At 52.7% G+C, this 17,145-nt stretch carries 14 protein-coding genes; 5 read left to right on the plus strand and 9 right to left on the minus strand.

What is annotated here, in order from left to right; translation table 11 throughout:
• The first annotated feature begins 25 nt into the window (after positions 1–25).
• Positions 26–1,561, plus strand: coding sequence for a glutamate--tRNA ligase (gene gltX / locus FW415_RS06285; protein WP_148383425.1), 1,536 nt, complete (start codon positions 26–28; stop codon positions 1,559–1,561).
• Positions 1,562–1,767: 206 nt separating this feature from the next.
• Here gltX and FW415_RS06290 read toward each other — a convergent pair whose 3' ends face one another.
• A complete protein-coding gene (locus FW415_RS06290; RefSeq protein WP_148383426.1) occupies positions 1,768–3,438 on the minus strand; it encodes a glutamine--tRNA ligase/YqeY domain fusion protein in 1,671 nt (556 codons plus the stop codon).
• Between the two features lie 93 nt (positions 3,439–3,531).
• On the opposite strand from FW415_RS06290, the gene FW415_RS06295 reads away from it, so the two are divergent.
• From FW415_RS06295 to fumC, 4 genes are all read left to right on the plus strand, one after another.
• The gene (locus FW415_RS06295; protein ID WP_148383427.1) at positions 3,532–3,951 is read left to right on the plus strand and encodes a cobalamin B12-binding domain-containing protein; all 420 of its coding nucleotides are present in this window, start codon (positions 3,532–3,534) and stop codon (positions 3,949–3,951) included.
• Positions 3,952–4,035: 84 nt separating this feature from the next.
• Positions 4,036–4,854, plus strand: coding sequence for an outer membrane beta-barrel protein (locus FW415_RS06300; RefSeq protein ID WP_148383428.1), 819 nt, complete (start codon positions 4,036–4,038; stop codon positions 4,852–4,854).
• A gap of 108 nt (positions 4,855–4,962) precedes the next feature.
• Complete coding sequence (locus FW415_RS06305) at positions 4,963–5,739, plus strand: enoyl-CoA hydratase-related protein (protein ID WP_148383429.1); 777 nt, start codon at positions 4,963–4,965, stop codon at positions 5,737–5,739.
• Between the two features lie 64 nt (positions 5,740–5,803).
• Positions 5,804–7,204: a class II fumarate hydratase gene (fumC, locus tag FW415_RS06310; RefSeq protein ID WP_148383430.1), complete on the plus strand. Its 1,401-nt coding sequence runs from the start codon at positions 5,804–5,806 to the stop codon at positions 7,202–7,204.
• A gap of 87 nt (positions 7,205–7,291) precedes the next feature.
• Here the strand turns inward: fumC and FW415_RS06315 are convergent, their stop codons facing one another.
• From FW415_RS06315 to FW415_RS06350, 8 genes are all read right to left on the minus strand, one after another.
• On the minus strand, positions 7,292–8,263 hold the full coding sequence (locus FW415_RS06315) for a sulfite exporter TauE/SafE family protein (RefSeq protein WP_148383431.1): 972 nt from the start codon (positions 8,261–8,263) through the stop codon (positions 7,292–7,294).
• A gap of 225 nt (positions 8,264–8,488) precedes the next feature.
• The gene (locus tag FW415_RS06320) at positions 8,489–9,154 is read right to left on the minus strand and encodes a lipoprotein signal peptidase (RefSeq protein WP_246858948.1); all 666 of its coding nucleotides are present in this window, start codon (positions 9,152–9,154) and stop codon (positions 8,489–8,491) included.
• A 64-nt stretch (positions 9,155–9,218) separates the two neighbouring features.
• Positions 9,219–11,711 carry a bifunctional UDP-N-acetylmuramoyl-tripeptide:D-alanyl-D-alanine ligase/alanine racemase gene (locus FW415_RS06325; protein WP_148383433.1) on the minus strand — a complete coding sequence of 831 codons (2,493 nt, stop codon included), beginning with the start codon at positions 11,709–11,711 and terminating at the stop codon, positions 9,219–9,221.
• Positions 11,712–11,778: 67 nt separating this feature from the next.
• The gene (locus FW415_RS06330; protein ID WP_148383434.1) at positions 11,779–12,729 is read right to left on the minus strand and encodes a TerC/Alx family metal homeostasis membrane protein; all 951 of its coding nucleotides are present in this window, start codon (positions 12,727–12,729) and stop codon (positions 11,779–11,781) included.
• 69 nt (positions 12,730–12,798) lie between these two features.
• Complete coding sequence (gldG, locus tag FW415_RS06335; protein WP_148383435.1) at positions 12,799–14,514, minus strand: gliding motility-associated ABC transporter substrate-binding protein GldG; 1,716 nt, start codon at positions 14,512–14,514, stop codon at positions 12,799–12,801.
• 10 nt (positions 14,515–14,524) lie between these two features.
• A complete protein-coding gene (gldF, locus tag FW415_RS06340; protein WP_148383436.1) occupies positions 14,525–15,262 on the minus strand; it encodes a gliding motility-associated ABC transporter permease subunit GldF in 738 nt (245 codons plus the stop codon).
• A gap of 346 nt (positions 15,263–15,608) precedes the next feature.
• Positions 15,609–15,935: an iron-sulfur cluster assembly accessory protein gene (locus FW415_RS06345; RefSeq protein ID WP_148383437.1), complete on the minus strand. Its 327-nt coding sequence runs from the start codon at positions 15,933–15,935 to the stop codon at positions 15,609–15,611.
• 13 nt (positions 15,936–15,948) lie between these two features.
• The gene (locus FW415_RS06350) at positions 15,949–17,127 is read right to left on the minus strand and encodes an IscS subfamily cysteine desulfurase (RefSeq protein WP_148389850.1); all 1,179 of its coding nucleotides are present in this window, start codon (positions 17,125–17,127) and stop codon (positions 15,949–15,951) included.
• Positions 17,128–17,145: the final 18 nt, after the last annotated feature.

The following is a 17,145-nucleotide window of genomic DNA, read 5'->3' on the forward strand; positions in this document are numbered from 1 at the left end:
CCCGAAATTATTATTTTTGCCCCGTATGAGTCAGAAAAAAGTACGGGTGCGCTTTGCGCCAAGTCCCACAGGAGGTCTCCACCTGGGCGGTGTCCGCACCGTGTTGTTCAATTACCTGTTTGCCCGCCACCACGGCGGTGATTTTGTATTGCGAATAGAAGATACCGATCAGACCCGGTTTGTGGCGGGAGCTGAGGAATATATCATGGAATGCCTCCGCTGGTGCGGACTGGAACCGGATGAAAGCCCCCTGAAAGGCGGTCCATACGGCCCTTACCGCCAGAGCGAGCGGAAAGCGTTGTACCGCCGATATGCGGAGCAGCTGGTGGAAGCGGGGCACGCCTACTATGCTTTTGATACACCGGAAGAGCTGGAAGCCATGCGGGAAGTGGAGAAGGCGAAAGGCAACTACGCACCGCAGTACAATCACACCGTACGCAGCGTCATGCGCAACTCCCTGTCGCTCGGCGAAGCGGAAACGAAAGCGCTGCTGGAGAAAGGCGCGCCGCATGTGATCCGCATCCGCATGCCGGAGGAGGAAGAAGTGAAGTTTAGCGATATGATCCGCGGGGAGGTGAGCTTCCAGGCCAGTACGGTGGACGATAAGGTGCTGCTGAAAGCCGATGGCATGCCTACCTATCACCTGGCGGTAGTAGTGGACGATTACCTGATGAAGATCACCCATGCCTTCCGCGGGGAAGAATGGCTGCCCTCCGCACCGGTGCACATCCTGCTGTGGAAATACCTGGGCTGGGAAGCGGATATGCCGCAATGGGCGCATCTGCCGCTGATCCTTAAACCGGACGGTAACGGAAAACTGAGCAAACGGGATGGCGATCGTTTAGGCTTCCCCGTATATGCCATGAACTGGACGGACCCCAAGACCAATGAGCTGACCCGGGGATTCCGGGAAAATGGGTTCCTCCCCGAAGCTTTCGTGAACATGCTGGCCATGCTGGGCTGGAATGACGGTTCCGGGCAGGAAATATTCTCCATGGCGGAACTGATCGAAAAGTTCTCCATCGAACGGGTGCATAAAGGCGGCGCGAAATTCGACTACGAAAAAGCCAAATGGTTCAATCATCAATACATCATCCAAACGCCGGACGACAAGCTGGCCGCATTGTTCCAGCCGGTGCTGAAAGAAAAAGGCATCGCCGCGGATGATGCGTATGTTGCCCGTATTGCCGGCCTGGTGAAGGAACGCTGCCATTTTATCAATGAGATATGGGATCACGGATTCTTCTTCTTCGCAAAACCGGAGAAGTACGATGTGGATGCCGTGAAGCCCAAATGGAGCGCTGAAAAACAGGCTTTCTTCGAAGAATGGACGAGTGCGCTGGAAATGCTGTCGGACTTTACCTTCACACCCATTGAGGAGAGCTTCAAACAGCTGGCTGCCGCTAAGGGCATCAAACCTGGCGAGCTGCAGCTGCCTTTCCGCATCATGCTTTGCGGCGGAAAATTCGGGCCGCCGGTATTTGCTATTGCGGAAACATTGGGGAAAGGCGAAACGATCGAAAGAATACAACAGGCGCTGGCGGCTTTTGCCGGATCATGAAGATTTTGATACGCGGCCGGCCGCGAGGAACCGGTCTGTGGAGGCAGGCACCGTCGGGCCTTCAAATAGAACGAGGACGACTCAAAAGTTAAATGACGGCCCGGAGAATCGTGTAAACGAAAATTATTGCTATCCGGGCCTCCAAATAAAACGGGGGTGTATCAAAGCAGATACACCCCCGTTTCCTTTATCAGTCAAAATTCTATCTATCCTTTCTTCGATTCCTTCGCCCAGGTATCCTTCAACGTTACCGTACGGTTGAACACCGGTTTGCCCGGCGTTGAATCCGTATCCGCCACAAAATACCCTTTCCGGAGGAACTGGAACCTGTCACCGGCCTTTGCTTCCAGCAACAATGGCTCCATATATGCCTGCCGGATCACCTGCAGGGAATCAGGATTGATATAGGATTTAAAATCACCTTCTTCCGCAGCGGGGTTTTCTACCCGGAACAGCCGGTCGTACAGCCGTACTTCCGCTGTAGCGGCATGCGCGGCGCTTACCCAGTGTATGGTGCCTTTCACATTGATGCCGCTTTTGTCCGAACCGCTATGGCTTTCGGGTAGATAACTGCAATAAATGGTGGTGATATTGCCCTCCGCATCCTTGTCGAAGCTTTCGCATTTGACGATATACGCGTATTTCAGCCGTACCATCAGGCCGGGGCTGAGACGGAAGAATTTTTTATTGGGCGCTTCTTCCTTGAAATCTTCCCGCTCGATGTACAGGGTATTGCTGAAAGTAACCGTACGGCTGCCGGCGCTGGCATCTTCAGGGTTGTTTTCCGCCTGCAGTGCTTCGGTCTGCCCTTCCGGGTAATTGGTGATCACCAGTTTCACCGGATCCAGCACCGCCATCACGCGGTTGGCCGTTTTATTCAGCTCTTCGCGGATACAGAATTCCAGCAGGCCCACGTCTATCAGGTTATCCCTTTTCTGTACGCCCACACGGTCTGCAAATGTGCGGATGCTGGAAGGGGTGTAACCCCGGCGGCGATAGCCGCTGAGCGTTGGCATCCGCGGATCGTCCCAGCCGGTCACATGTTTTTCGGTCACCAGCTGCAGCAGTTTTCGTTTGCTCGTTACCGTATAATTCAGGGCAAGACGGGCGAATTCATATTGGCGGGACGGGAAAATTTCCAGTTTTTCGATGAACCAGTCGTACAACGGCCGGTGCGGCACAAATTCCAAAGTACAGATGGAATGCGTGATCTGCTCGATGCTGTCGCTCTGCCCGTGCGCGAAGTCGTACATCGGGTAAATGCACCAGGTATCGCCGGTGCGGTGATGGCGGGCATGTTTGATGCGGTACATCAGCGGATCGCGCATATGCATGTTGGGGGAAGCCATGTCCACTTTCGCCCGCAGCACCTTGGCGCCGTCAGGGTACTTGCCGGCCTTCATGTCGGCAAACAGCTGAAGGTTCTCTTCCACACTGCGGTCCCGGTACGGGCTGTTCTTTCCCGGTTCGGTGGGGGTGCCTTTCATGGTGGCGATCTCGGCGGGCGTGGAATCATCTACATAAGCCAGCCCTTTTTCGATCAGCTTTACGGCAAAACCATATAATTGCTCAAAATAGTCGGATGCATAGAACTCTCCGGCCCAGTCGAAGCCCAGCCATTTGATATCTGCTTTGATGGAATCCACATATTCGGTTTCCTCCGTAACGGGATTGGTGTCATCGAAACGCAGGTTGGTCTGCCCGTTGTATTTTTTTGCCAGGCCGAAATTGAGGCAGATGCTTTTGGCATGGCCGATATGGAGATAGCCGTTCGGCTCCGGCGGGAAGCGGGTCAGCACCCGTCCGCCATGTACACCGTTGGCAATGTCTTCTTCAACGATCTGTTCCAAAAAGTTCAGTGATCTTTCTTCGCTCATATATTGCTGCTTTTACCGAATTGCAAATGTAAGATAAACTGGTAAATCCAGTTCAGCCCGGAAAACCCTACATTTACACTCCAATAACGTATTATGATCCAACCAAATCAACGTCCCATACGTGTGCTGGTGGCCAAGGTAGGGCTCGACGGGCACGATCGCGGCGCCAAGGTGATCGCCGCGGCACTGCGCGATGCCGGTATGGAAGTGATCTACACCGGCCTCCGCCAGACCCCGGAAATGGTCGTGAACGCCGCGCTGCAGGAAGATGTGGACGCCATCGGCATCAGCATCCTTTCCGGCGCCCATATGACCGTATTCCCCAAGATCATTGCGCTGATGAAGGAAAAAGGCATGAACGATGTGCTCCTCACCGGCGGTGGCATCATCCCCGATGCCGATATGCGGGAATTATACGCCCTGGGTGTCGGGAAACTCTTCCCGCCGGGCACCCATACGCAGGAAATTGCGGGCTATATCGCGGACTGGACAAAGGAACACAGGGAATTTTAAGATTTTTGAAACTTTTTTGTAACCCGGTCGTCTTTATAATTATCAAGGCATTGAACATCCATTCACAAGCTTAAAGAAGTCAGTATGAAATTTATCCGCTACACATTGATCCTCCTGTCCCTCGTTGCCACCACAGCACTTCACGCACAGGAAGCTCCGGAAACGGAGAAAAAAGAAAGCAACAAGAAAATCAGCTATCATTTTCACCTATATTCCCCGCCCAAACCGCGCCACAGCTACATCACACACGGCGGGAACGGTCCGCTGCTGTCATTTGCCAATGTGAAGGATAATGGCGAGTCGATCAGGAATATCCCCAGATTTACCATGTTCTTCAACGTTGGTTCCAACTATAACTACGATTTCTCTAATAACGTAGGCATATTTACAGGGCTGAATATCAAGAATATAGGTCTTATTACCAAAGAGGACTCCCTGAAGCTCAAGCGCCGGGTGTACACGCTGGGCGTGCCGCTGGGCCTCAAATTCGGCAATATCCGCGACGGGTTCTTCTTCTTCTTTGGCGGGGAATACGACATGGCCTTCAATTACAAGGAAAAAACCTTTATCGACGGGGACAAAAAGAGCAAATTCAATGAATGGTTCAGTGACAGAACACCCACCTTCATGCCTTCCCTGTTCGCCGGCTTCCGCTTTCAGCCCGGCTTTGGCGTGAAAGTGCAGTATTATCTGAATGATTTCTTCAACAAAGACTTCTCCCAGACCATCGATGGCGTGAAGACGTATCCCTATGAGAATATGGAGGCCAAAATGGTGTTCGTAACCCTGAGCTACAACTTCGGCGGCTCCGGCATCAAACATCATGATTATCACAAAACGAAGACCAAATACCGCAAAGGGACCAAAGTGATCATCGAAAAGAAAACCGTGATCGATAACTGATCCCTGCAACAGCCATAATATGGAAGGGCGCCGGAATACGGTGCCCTTTTCATTTCGGTGATGGCATATTAAACCTTAATTTAGATGCAGGTAAAAACTGCTTTAGATATGTATAAGACCTTAACAACCACGCTGAACGACGGTATCCTGGAGATCGCCGTCAACCGCCCGGACAAGATGAATGCGCTGAACCAGGACGTTATGAAGGACCTCGGACTGGCTGTAGACGAGATATATAAACGGGACGATGTGTATGCCGCCATCATCACCGGTACCGGTCCTAAAGCCTTTGTGGCCGGGGCTGACATTGCGGAGTTCCTGACCCTGTCCCCCAACCAGGGACTGGAGCTGGCGAAGCGCGGGCAGGTGGTGTTCCGGCGGATAGAGGTAAGCCCCAAGCCCATTGCGGCCGCGGTGAACGGTTTTGCGCTTGGCGGCGGCTGCGAGCTGGCCATGGCCTGCCATATCCGCGTAGCCAGTGATAATGCGAAATTCGGCCAGCCGGAAGTGAACCTGGGCATTATCCCCGGGTATGGCGGTACGCAGCGGCTGGTGCAGCTTGTAGGGAAAGGGAAAGCGCTGGAACTGATGATGACGGCGGATATGATCGGGGCGGAAGAAGCCCGGCAACTGGGCCTGGTGAACCATGTGACCACACCGGCGGAACTGATGGACAAAACCCGCTCCATCCTGCAGAAGGTCCATACCAAAGCCCCGCTGGCCATCGCCAAGGTGATCAGGTGTGTGAACGATTACTTCCAGGAAGATGTGGACGGCTTCGAAACAGAAATGCAGGAATTCGCCAAATGCTTCTCCACCAGCGATTTGAAGGAAGGTGCCGCCGCTTTCATCGAAAAGAGGACGGCAAATTTCAAAGGGGAATAATATGATATTTGACAGCCTTTCCTAAACCGTAATTGCCTATTTTTACGGCCCAAAATACTACCATATGGATTTCAGGATAGAGAAAGACACGATGGGAGAGGTGAAAGTACCGGCAAATGCATACTTCGGTGCCCAGACCCAACGCTCCATCGACAATTTCAGGATCGCACAGGACACGAACAAAATGCCCAAAGAGATCATCGCGGCATTTGCTTACCTGAAGAAAGCGGCTGCCCTCACCAACCAGGAAGCCGGAGTATTGCCCGCCGAAAAAGCCGCGCTGATCGGCAAGGCCTGCGATGAGATACTCGAAGGCAAGCTGGACGCGGAATTTCCGCTGGTGGTATGGCAAACCGGTTCCGGTACCCAGTCCAACATGAATGTGAATGAAGTAGTAGCCTACCGCGCACATGTGCTCAACGGCGGCCAGCTGACCGATAAGGACAAAGTGGTGCACCCGAACGATGATGTGAACAAATCACAATCTTCCAACGATACCTTCCCCACTGCCATGCATATTGCAGCATATAAAATGTTGCTGGAAGTAACCATCCCCGGCATCAAAAAACTCCGGGAAACGCTGGCGAAGAAATCAAAGGAATTCATGCATGTGGTGAAGATCGGGCGAACCCACTTCATGGACGCCACTCCGCTGACGCTGGGGCAGGAGATCAGCGGGTATGTTTCACAGCTGGATCATGGCCTCCGCGCCATCAATAATACCCTGCCGCACCTGAGCGAACTGGCGCTGGGCGGTACGGCCGTGGGCACCGGCATCAATACGCCGGAAGGATATGCAGAGAATGTAGCGAAGAAAATAGCGGAGCTGACCGGGCTGCCTTTCGTGACCGCGGAAAATAAATTCGAGTCGCTTGCCGCGCATGACGCCATCGTGGAAGCCCACGGAGCGTTGAAGACCGTAGCCGTAAGCCTGATGAAGATCGCCAACGATATCCGTATGCTCAGCTCCGGCCCACGCTCCGGTATCGGCGAACTGTATATCCCGGATAATGAACCCGGCTCTTCCATCATGCCCGGTAAAGTGAACCCCACGCAGTGCGAGGCCCTCACGATGATCGCCGCGCAGGTGATGGGGAATGATGTGGCGATCAACATCGGCGGAGCTACCGGCCATTTTGAGCTGAACGTGTTCAAACCGATGATGATCTATAACTTCCTGCACTCTGCCCGCCTGCTGGGTGAAGGCTGCGTAAGCTTTAACGACAAATGCGCGGAAGGCCTGGCGCCGATCGAAGCCAATATCAAAAAGCATGTGGACAATTCCCTGATGCTGGTGACCGCGCTCAACACAAAGATCGGCTACTACAAAGCCGCCGAGATCGCGCAGAAAGCGCATAAGGAAGGCACTACACTGAAGGAAATGGCGGTGAAGCTCGGATATGTGACCGAAGCGGAATTTGATGCCTGGGTAGATCCCGCCAATATGGTCGGGAAAATCTCCTGAATGTATAGAGAATAACACTTTAAGAAAATAAAACGGGCTGCCTCTTTTAATGGAAGCAGCCCGTTCTCTTTTATGGCAAGGATCGATCTATTGCATAAAAGCCATAATGATCGTGCGCAGGCTCATGGCGATCACCAGCACACCCACGATGATCATCAGCGGTTTTCTTTTCATCCGCTTCACCAGCACTGCCGCAAAAGGAGAGGCGATCACACCGCCAAGGATCAGCCCTATGATCACCTGCCAGCTGTCCACACCATTGAATAACAGGAAGGTACCGGCGCTGGACACGGAGATAAAGAACTCAGCCGCGTTTACGGAACCGATGGTATAATTTACCGTGCGTCCTTTGCTCAGCAGGGTAGACGTAACGATAGGTCCCCATCCGCCGCCGCCCACAGCATCCATGAAGCCGCCGAAGAAAGCGAGGGGCCCCAGCCTGCGGGTCTTGCTCTTCGGTTTGTGGCGCTGCAGCGCCTTGCGCAGGATGAGCACACCGAGGATCATGAGATATGCGCTCATAAAGGGTTTGATCACTTCGCCGTCTATCTTGTCGGACAAAAGATAAGCGCCGATAATGGCGCCGAGCATGCCGGGGATCAGTAAATGGAGGAATAATTTCTTGTTGACGTTGCCGAGTTTGAAATGGGCGATACCCGAGGCCCCGGTGGTGAATACTTCCGCAACATGCACACTGGTGCTGGTCATCGCCGGGGATACGCCGAGGCCCAGCAACAGCGATGAAGAAGTGGCGCCATAGGCCATGCCCAACGCCCCGTCGATCACCTGCGCCGTAAGGCCCACACCCATAAAGAAAAGCAGCTTGTCCGTAAAAATATTCCTGGTGATCCGGGCGATCTGCGTTTGCGTATCATGCGAAATGCCGTAAACATAAGTGAACCACAGCCCGGCTACCACCGCCAGCACGGAAACGCCGATGGATACCCAGATCCAGCGCTTTCTGTTATTGTCTTCATTTACAAGATCAATAAGCACCTTTTGCGTTTCAACGGTAGCGACGCGTTGCTCAACCTTATCGATCACCTCGTTATTCGACATAAATTATAATACTTGTATAGTCTACAGGAATTGTGGACTAAAAATATACTTAATCCCCGGTATATCCAAATATTTTGCCCCTGATCCGGAAAAATGGCGGGGAACTGCGGCGGGGCTTCAGTCCCCGCCGGAAATCACAGGGCTGCCCGAGCAAAAAACGGACAAAAAAGGGGTGTATCATCATCCTGATACACCCCTTGCTTGCGGAATATTTTTGACGATATCTTACATCGCCTGTTGCTTGTCATTTACCATAACACCGCTTTCCACCCCCGCAGGCGCTTCCTCTTTTTTGACCAGGAAGCGTTTCTGGAAGAGCAGGATAGCGATCACGCCAACGGAGATCGCAGCATCCGCGATGTTGAATACCGGGCGGAAGAAAATAAAATGCTCACCGCCCCAGAAAGGCACCCAGTCCGGCAAAGTACCGTCGAACAGCGGGAAATACAGCATGTCCACCACATTGCCGTGCAGGAAAGTACCGTAACCGCCGCCTGAAGGCATGAACTGCGCTACATCATAGCGGGTGCTGGCGGAAAAGATCAGGCCATAGAACATGCTGTCTATCAGGTTGCCTGCCGCGCCGGCCAATATCAGGGCGCCGCAGATCAATAAACCTTTATGGTATTGTTCCTTGACCAGTTTGTTCATATAGAAGAATCCCACTACTACCGCAACAAGCCGGAACAGTGTCAAGGCTATCTTGCCGAATTCTCCGCCGAATTTCAAACCATAGGCCATCCCTTCATTTTCAATGAAATGAATATAAAACCAGCTGGATATCACCGGGAACTGTTCTGCAATGGTCATATTCGTTTTGATCCAGAACTTCAGCACCTGGTCAGCCAGCAGGATCAGCACTACTATCAGGACAATGTGACGATATTTCAAAATTTTCAAATTTTCTCAAAAATAATGTATTATTTGAAAGATGCTAATCTGCCAGCGTTATGTTTTATTCCTGGAAATACACCCTTTTTACGCGTTGGGATATACCGGTGAGTATTTCGTAGGGAATGGTTTCCGCCCATCCCGCCAGCTGCTGTACGGGCAGCTCTTCTCCGAAAACGATCACTTCATCACCTTCCTCTACGCCGGGAATGTGGGTCACATCCAGCATGAGCATATCCATGGCCACAACTCCCGCCACAGGGGCAAGCTTTTGCCGGACGAGCATTTTGCCTTTACCGTTGCCCAGCCGCCTGGGGTACCCGTCGGCATAGCCGATGCGGACGGTCGCAATAACGGAAGGCACTTCGGCTTTCCATTTCCCGCCGTATCCGACAGTATCTCCCGCGTGTATGCGTTTCAGTTGCGCCACCGTTGTTTTCAGCGTGCTTACATTCCGCAGGTTCTCCTGGAATCCGCCCGCATTGTCCACCCCGTACATGCCGATCCCCAGCCTTACCATGTCCAGTTGCAGCTCCGGATGCCGGTGAATGGCGGCGCTGTTGGCAATATGGCGGATCACGGCATAACCCAGCTGTGTCTGCAGGTTCACGCTCATTTTATTGAACAGCTGGCCCTGCCTGCGGGTAAGCTCATCATTATCCGCATCCTCGCTGGCGGCGAGGTGACTGAATACGGATTGCACTTTGAACAGCCCGTCTATTTTCAGCCGCTGTACGAGTGCGGGCATATCCTGTTCTTCAAACCCGAGGCGATGCATGCCCGTATCCAGCTTGATGTGTACGGGATAATCCGTTTTATTGGCATAACGTACTACTTCTTCGAATTGTTCCAGGCTGTGCATGGAATACAGCTCCGGTTCCAGGTTCCATTGCAGAATGGCATCAAAAGTGGTCGGTTCCGGGTTCATGACCATGATCGGTACCGTGATGCCCGCGCGGCGCAGTTCTACACCTTCATCCGCATATGCCACGGCCAGGTAATCCACGCCGTGGAACTGCAGCAGGCTCGCGATCTCGTAACTGCCGCTGCCGTAAGAGAAGGCTTTTACCATGGCCATCAGCTTTGTGCCGGGTTTCAGCGTGGCCTGGTATGCTTTTATATTATGCGCAATGGCACTGAGATTGATCTCGAGGATGGTCTGATGGGCTTTCTGTTCCAGCAGCTTGCTGATCCGCTCGAACTGGAATACCCTGGCGCCTTTCACGAGGATGGACTCATGCTGGAAGTCCGCCGGGTTGAACTCCTGCAGGAATTCTTCGGTGGTGGCATAAAAGGCGCTCTTCAGGCTACGGAAGCACAGCTTTTCGCGGACGATGCTTTTTCCGATGCCGATGATCTTCTGGATGCCTTTTTGTTCCAGCATGCCCGCCACTTCTTCGTATAAAGTGGCTTCGCTTTTGCCGCTCTGCAGGATGTCGCTCAGGATCACCGTGCGGGCCGAATGCTGCCGCTGCTGCTGCAGGAAGTCCAGCGCAATGGCCAGTGATCCGAGGTCTGAATTATAGCTGTCATTGATGATGCTGCAATCGTTGATGCCCTGTTTCAATTCCAGCCGCATGGCGATATTGCCAAGATGGTCCATCCGTTCCTGGATCACTTCCTGCGGTTTGCCGAGGTAAAGCATGAGCGCCCAGCAGTGGATCGCATTCTCGATGGAACCCTCATCCACAAAGGGAATACGGATGAACAGCGGTTCCTGTTTGTAAAGCGCATCTATGCGGGTGTGACTTTCGTTCCTGTCAACACTGACAATACGAAGGTCTGCATCCGTTTTCCGGCTCCAGGTCAGCAATTGCAGATCATTATCCACTTCCCGTTTACCAACCAGGTTATGGAAACTGTTGACGCATTCGTTGAGCGCCAGATAATCCTTGCAATAGATCAGCACATCACTTTTCATGAAAAGGATGAGCTTTTCATTCACTTTCTGGCGGATGTTCAGAAAGCCTTCGTCATGGGCTTCGCCGATATTGGTGAAGATGCCGATGGTGGGCCGGATGATCTTTTCCAGGTTCACCATTTCGCCGGGCTGGGAAATACCGGCCTCAAAGATACCGAGCTGATGGTCCGCATTCATCTGCCATACGGAAAGCGGTACGCCGATCTGCGAATTGTAGCTTTTCGGGCTGCGGACGATGCGGTAATCTTTTTCCAGCAGCTGAAAAAGCCATTCTTTTACGATGGTCTTGCCATTGCTCCCCGTGATACCGATCACCGGCACCTGGAACTGCTGGCGATGCCAGGCCGTGAGGGTGTGCAGCGCCTGCATGGTATGTTTTACCAGGATGATGTTGGCATGCGGGAATTCGTGCAGCGGAGGCGGTTCGCTGACCACAAAGTTGCTGACGCCTTTCCGGTAAAGTTCCTGCATGTATTGGTGCGCATTCCGGCGGTCGCTGACAAGGGGAAAGAACAAAGAAGTTTCTGCCGTTAACAATTTGCGGCTGTCCAGCAAAATATGCTCAATCTCCGGACTCCCCGTCTGCTGCAACAATTCACCCTTCAGGATCTTGCTGATACTTTCTGCTGTGTACAATTTAATATGGTTTTTTTAGCACAACCTTACGGGGACTCTAAACCCGCAAGGTTCAATATGATGATCACTAGTCCTCCAGCCTGCCTTCCGGTTTAACCGGCAGCTTTTTCTGGAACAGTATGGAGTAAACGATGGAACCGGCAAGGCAGGCAACGATAACGATCAGCGATACCCATACCGGCAGTTTGAAATGCCAGATCTCGGCCAGCATTTTCAGGCCGATGAATACGAGAACGATGGCGATGCCCTGTTGCAGGTAATCGAACTTGTCCACCGCGCCGCGCAGTAAAAAGAACAGCGAGCGCAGGCCAAGCACGGCAAAGATATTGGAGGTATAAACAACCAGCGGTTCCTTTGAAATGGCAAAAACGGCCGGAATGGAATCCAGGGCGAAAACGATGTCTGTCACCGCCAGCATCACCACTACAACGGCGAGCGAGGTAAAATACACTTTGCCGTTGTGGTTGATGGTGAACCGGTCATGCGGCTCCGCATGGGAAATACGCATGTATTTCTGCATGAACCGGTAAGCGAAATTCTCTTCCGGCTTGAACTCTTCATGCTGGTCTACCACGAACATCTTGATGCCGGTGTACACCAGGAAGGCCCCGAAAATATAAAGTATCCATCCAAATTTCGCGATCAGCGCAACACCCACTGTTATGAAGATGGCGCGGAATACAATGGCCATGAGAATGCCGATCAGCAGCACACGGGCATAGCTGGTTTCTTTTATCTTGAAGAATCCGAAGATCAGGATGAATACAAAGATGTTGTCGATGGAAAGCGACCATTCCATCAAGTAGGCGCTGATATACTCGATAGCCATCACGGAGCCGTCCTCATACCAGATAAATCCGAAGAAACCGAGTGACAATGCCACCCAGAAACAGGTTTGGAGCAATGCCTTTTTGATAGATATGGTCTGCCCTTTTTTACTCAGCAGGCCAAGGTCGAAAATAAGCGCTAACACAATCACAATACCAAATACGGCATACGTCCATTGCTGTGGTGTCATTTGACGGTGAAAAATTTAATGAATGGCAAAGATAATGTTTTCGAAGTTTCCTTTCCGGGAAAAGGGCGCTTATGCGGCATACCTGCGTTGGCGGATGAACTGGAACACCATGGCAAACAGCAATATAGCGCCGATGGGGACTGCAAATGCGATCAGCTGCCACCTGGTGCGGTCCTGTTTCACTTTTTCGGCATCCAGCAGCCGGAGCGTCAATGCTTTATTGCGGGTGTCCATCACCGGCGTTTCATTGGTCAGGTATTCCAGGCAGTTGAGGAAGAATTCCTTGTTGGCGAACACATATTGAGGATTGAACTCGTTCACACCCATCTGCATGGGGCCGTTCTTTTGTGAGACCACATTGGTGACAATGTCCGCATCACTGACCACGATCATACGGTTGAGGGTGTCCGATATTCCCTTGAAATCCTTTCCGGTAGAGGCTTTAAGTGCAGCGCGATCTGCTGCGCCGAGCCGGTTGTTATACAGGGAAGGGAACCTGCCTTCAAGCAAAACAGCTGTTGGTATGTGCTGCTGGCGGTATTCCCGCGGGTTGGGTTGCTGTTGCACGCTTTCAAGGCTGATCTCCGCAGGCGCCTTGATGGTCCGGCTACGGGCCGAGGTGGCCAAAAGAACGGTTTTACGGATATCCCCGCCTTTGATGGTATCTATGGAACTGGCAAAACGGCTCATCACCAGGTCCATATTCCGGACAATGGGGTGGGTATTGCCGGGTGTCAGCAGGGGGAAGTAGGGGAAGGGTACCGGCCGTATCTGCGGTTTGTCCCCGATGTTGCCCACCACAAGCGGGATCATATCGCTTTGCAGGTCCATGACCAGGTCCTGGTTCACCCGCGCGCCATATTTGAAAAGCAGGTCTTCCAGCTGAAGGTCCCGGCTGAAGGCCACAAAACTGCTGCCCCGCAGGCTGTCCACCGAGGCCGTGAGCGGTTCGATGAACCAGAACACTTTACCGCCATGCATGACATACTGGTCGATCTTCAGCTTGTCCTGCTCCGTAAAAGTTTCCACGGGCCGTACGAACAGCACGGCATCGAATTCCTGCGGTATGAAAGGGTCGTATTTCAGGTTGATGGTATCTACCTGGTAAATTTCGTGAAGGGTTTTCAGGGCATCATAAACGTTGCTGCCTTCCGGTTGGCCATGCCCCAGCATATATCCTACGAGCGGGCGTTCCGGTTGCAATAACTGGCTGATGGCGCTGGCGAATTTGTATTCCAGGAGGGCTTCCGAGCTGTTGAGCGCCTGCATCGGGTCCAGTCCGCCCTGGCTTTTGAGCAGGTTGATGCCCGTTTCCCGGCCTTTGGTGGAGAGCACCGCGCCGGGGAAAATAAGCCTTTCGGCAAAGGCGTCGTTATTGTCTTCCTGCACCTGCAGGTTGAACGGCAGGATGCCTTTGGCCATCAGCGTATCCTGGAAAGACATCCGTAACGAATCCGGCAGGTCCGTACCGGGATTGACAAAGCGAAAGCGGATATTGCTGCCGCCGTACTGCTGGAACTCTTCCAGCAATTCCCGCGTAGCATCGGCCAGCTGGCGGAACCCGGCGGGGTAATTGCCCTTCAGGTACACCTCGATGTTCACCGGGGCGTCCAGCTTGCGCAGCATGTCACGGGTGGAAGGCGCCAGCGTATAACGTTTTTCGGCGGTAAGGTCCCACCGCGCATGAAAATACGAGGCGGCAATATTGACAGCCACCAGCAGCAGTACGATGCCGATGGTGCGTTGGAGGTATTTCTTGCGTTTATCCGTTCTTGTTATTTCCATGGTTCATCGGTTATCCCTGCCAGATCTTGCGTTGCAGGGATATTTTTGTCAAATAGAGCATCAGCCCCGTTACACTGAAAAAATAGATGATATCCCGGCTGTCTACCACGCCACGGCTGATGGAATTATAGTGATAACGGATACCGGCCATTTGCAGATAATAGTCCGCACCACCCGAGAATACCGGTACTTTGCTCAATGCATCAAAGCCGTTATAGAAAATGTAACAGGTAAAGATCGCTACAAGAAAGGCCACCACCGCATTGGTCGTGAGGGAGGATGCCCATATGCCGATGGCGGTGAAAGTGCCGCCCAGCAGGCACAGGCCGATGTAAGAGCCGATGATGGCGCCATTGTCCAGCTGGCTGCCGCCGGCTGCAAGAGCGGAAATGGCAAGATAATAAACAATGGTAGGCACCAGGGCGATCAGCACGATCAGCACACAGGCGCCGAATTTTCCCATCACGATCTGCCACCAGGTGATGGGCTTGGTGCTGAGCAGCTCCATTGTGCCGCTTTTGAACTCATCAGAAAGGCTGCGCATGGTAATAGCCGGTATCAGCAGCAGGAATATCATCGGCGCCAGTTCAAAAAGCCCGTCCAGATCAGCATATCCCATATCCAGCAGGCTGGTGTCCGGGAAAACAAAGAGGAACAGCCCGTTTGCCAGGAGGAACAGGATAATGGCAACATACCCGGTGATGCTGCTGAAAAACTGGTGGATCTCTTTTTTGAATATTGCGAACATGACGATGGCAAATATATAATTTACAAATTATGAATTTTCATAAAACGGGATAATTGCGGTAAAAGAAAAAGGAAGGGCCTTCAGGGGCCGTTTGCCCCAAAACGTTGCGGCCGGTGTATATATTTTCCGTTGTGGCAGACATAATGTATGTGCAGAGGGCGGCCTGGTGGTGTGCGCCGGGGGCAGGAACAATAGTAAATAAAAAAATGAGAGGATGACTCAATAGTAAAATGAAGGCGCTGAGCATCGCGTAAACGAAGATTATCTCCATAAGGAACCCGAAAAAATGAGGCTGCATCAGCGGTTGATGCAGCCTCGTTGACCCTGAAGATCGTATGTATACCGGCTATACGGCGAAGCTCTCGCCGCAGCCGCAGGTGCGGCTGGCATTGGGATTATTGAAATAAAACCCTTTGCCGTTCAGTCCGTCAGAAAATTCCAGTATTGTATTGCACAGGTAGAGGAAACTTTTCAGGTCCGTCACCACCTTTATACCTTTATCTTCGAACACCTGGTCCTTCGGTTTGTCCTCGTTATCAAATTCCAGCTTATAGCTGAGGCCGGAGCATCCGCCGCCTACAACGGATACACGCAGGAAATAATCCTCCCCTAATGTGCCGTCCGCTCTGAGTGCCGCTACTTTCTCCCGTGCCTTGTCGCTGATGTAAATCATGGCAGTCCTCTTTTTATATATGATTAAAATCCCCTAAAGGGCTCATTTCCCGTAATTTATCCACCGATTCCTTGACGGTTCGTATCGCAAAACCGATCTCCTCCTCCGTTGTGAACCTTCCCAATGCAAAACGTAGCGAAGAATGTGCCAGATCATCCGGCAGGCCCATGGCTGTCAGTACATGACTGGGTTCAATGGAGGCGGAAGTGCAGGCAGACCCTGAAGAAACGGCCAGGTCCCTGTTGAAGCCCGTCATCAAACCCTCTCCGCTGGCATATTTGAAGGAAATATTGGTCACATGTGGCAGGCGTGGGGCCTGCGCGCCGTTCACGCTTGTTCCTTCCAGCCCCAGCAAGCCCTGCTCCAGATTGTCCCGCAAGATTGTCAGGCGGTCCGTTTCGGCTGCCATTTCCTGCATGGCCAGTTCACAGGCTTTCCCGAAACCCACGATAGCCGGTACGTTTAGCGTGCCTGAGCGCATCCCTTTTTCGTGGCCGCCGCCGTCCATCTGGGCGGCCAGCTTCACGCGGGGCCCTTTCCGGCGCACGTACAGGGCGCCTATGCCTTTGGGACCGTACAACTTATGTGCGCTGATGGCCAGCAGATCGATCCCGTCATGCTGCACATCCACGGGAATTTTGCCAACCGCCTGCGCCGCATCCGTCATCATTAAAACGGCGTGTTTTCGGGCGATCTCACTGATCTCCTGTATCGGCTGGATCACCCCGGTTTCATTATTGGCATACATGATGGCTACCAGGATGGTTTCGTTCGTGATAGCCGCTTCCAGTTCGGACTGATCGATGAGGCCGTTGGCGCCGGTTTTGAGCAAAGTCACCTCCGCGCCCTGCTTTTCAAGATGCCGGCAGGCATCCAGCACAGCTTTATGCTCGGTTTCGCAGGTAATGATATGGCGGCCTTTGACGGCATAGGTCTCAGAAACGCCCTTGAGCGCCAGGTTGTCCGCCTCCGTAGCGCCGGAAGTGAACACGATCTCCGACGGCTCGGCACCGATCAGCGCCGCTACCTGCTCCCGGGCTTTCTGCACCGCTTCCTCCGCTGCCCAGCCGTAAGCGTGACTGCGGCTGGCCGCATTGCCGAAATGCTCCGTGAAAAACGGCAACATCGCCTCTACCACCCGCGGATCGCAGGGAGTAGTAGCGTTATTGTCCAGGTAAACAGGTAATTTCAGCATCATATATCCAGTTTC

This window comes from Chitinophaga sp. XS-30, from assembly GCF_008086345.1.
Taxonomy (GTDB): Bacteria; Bacteroidota; Bacteroidia; order Chitinophagales; family Chitinophagaceae; genus Chitinophaga.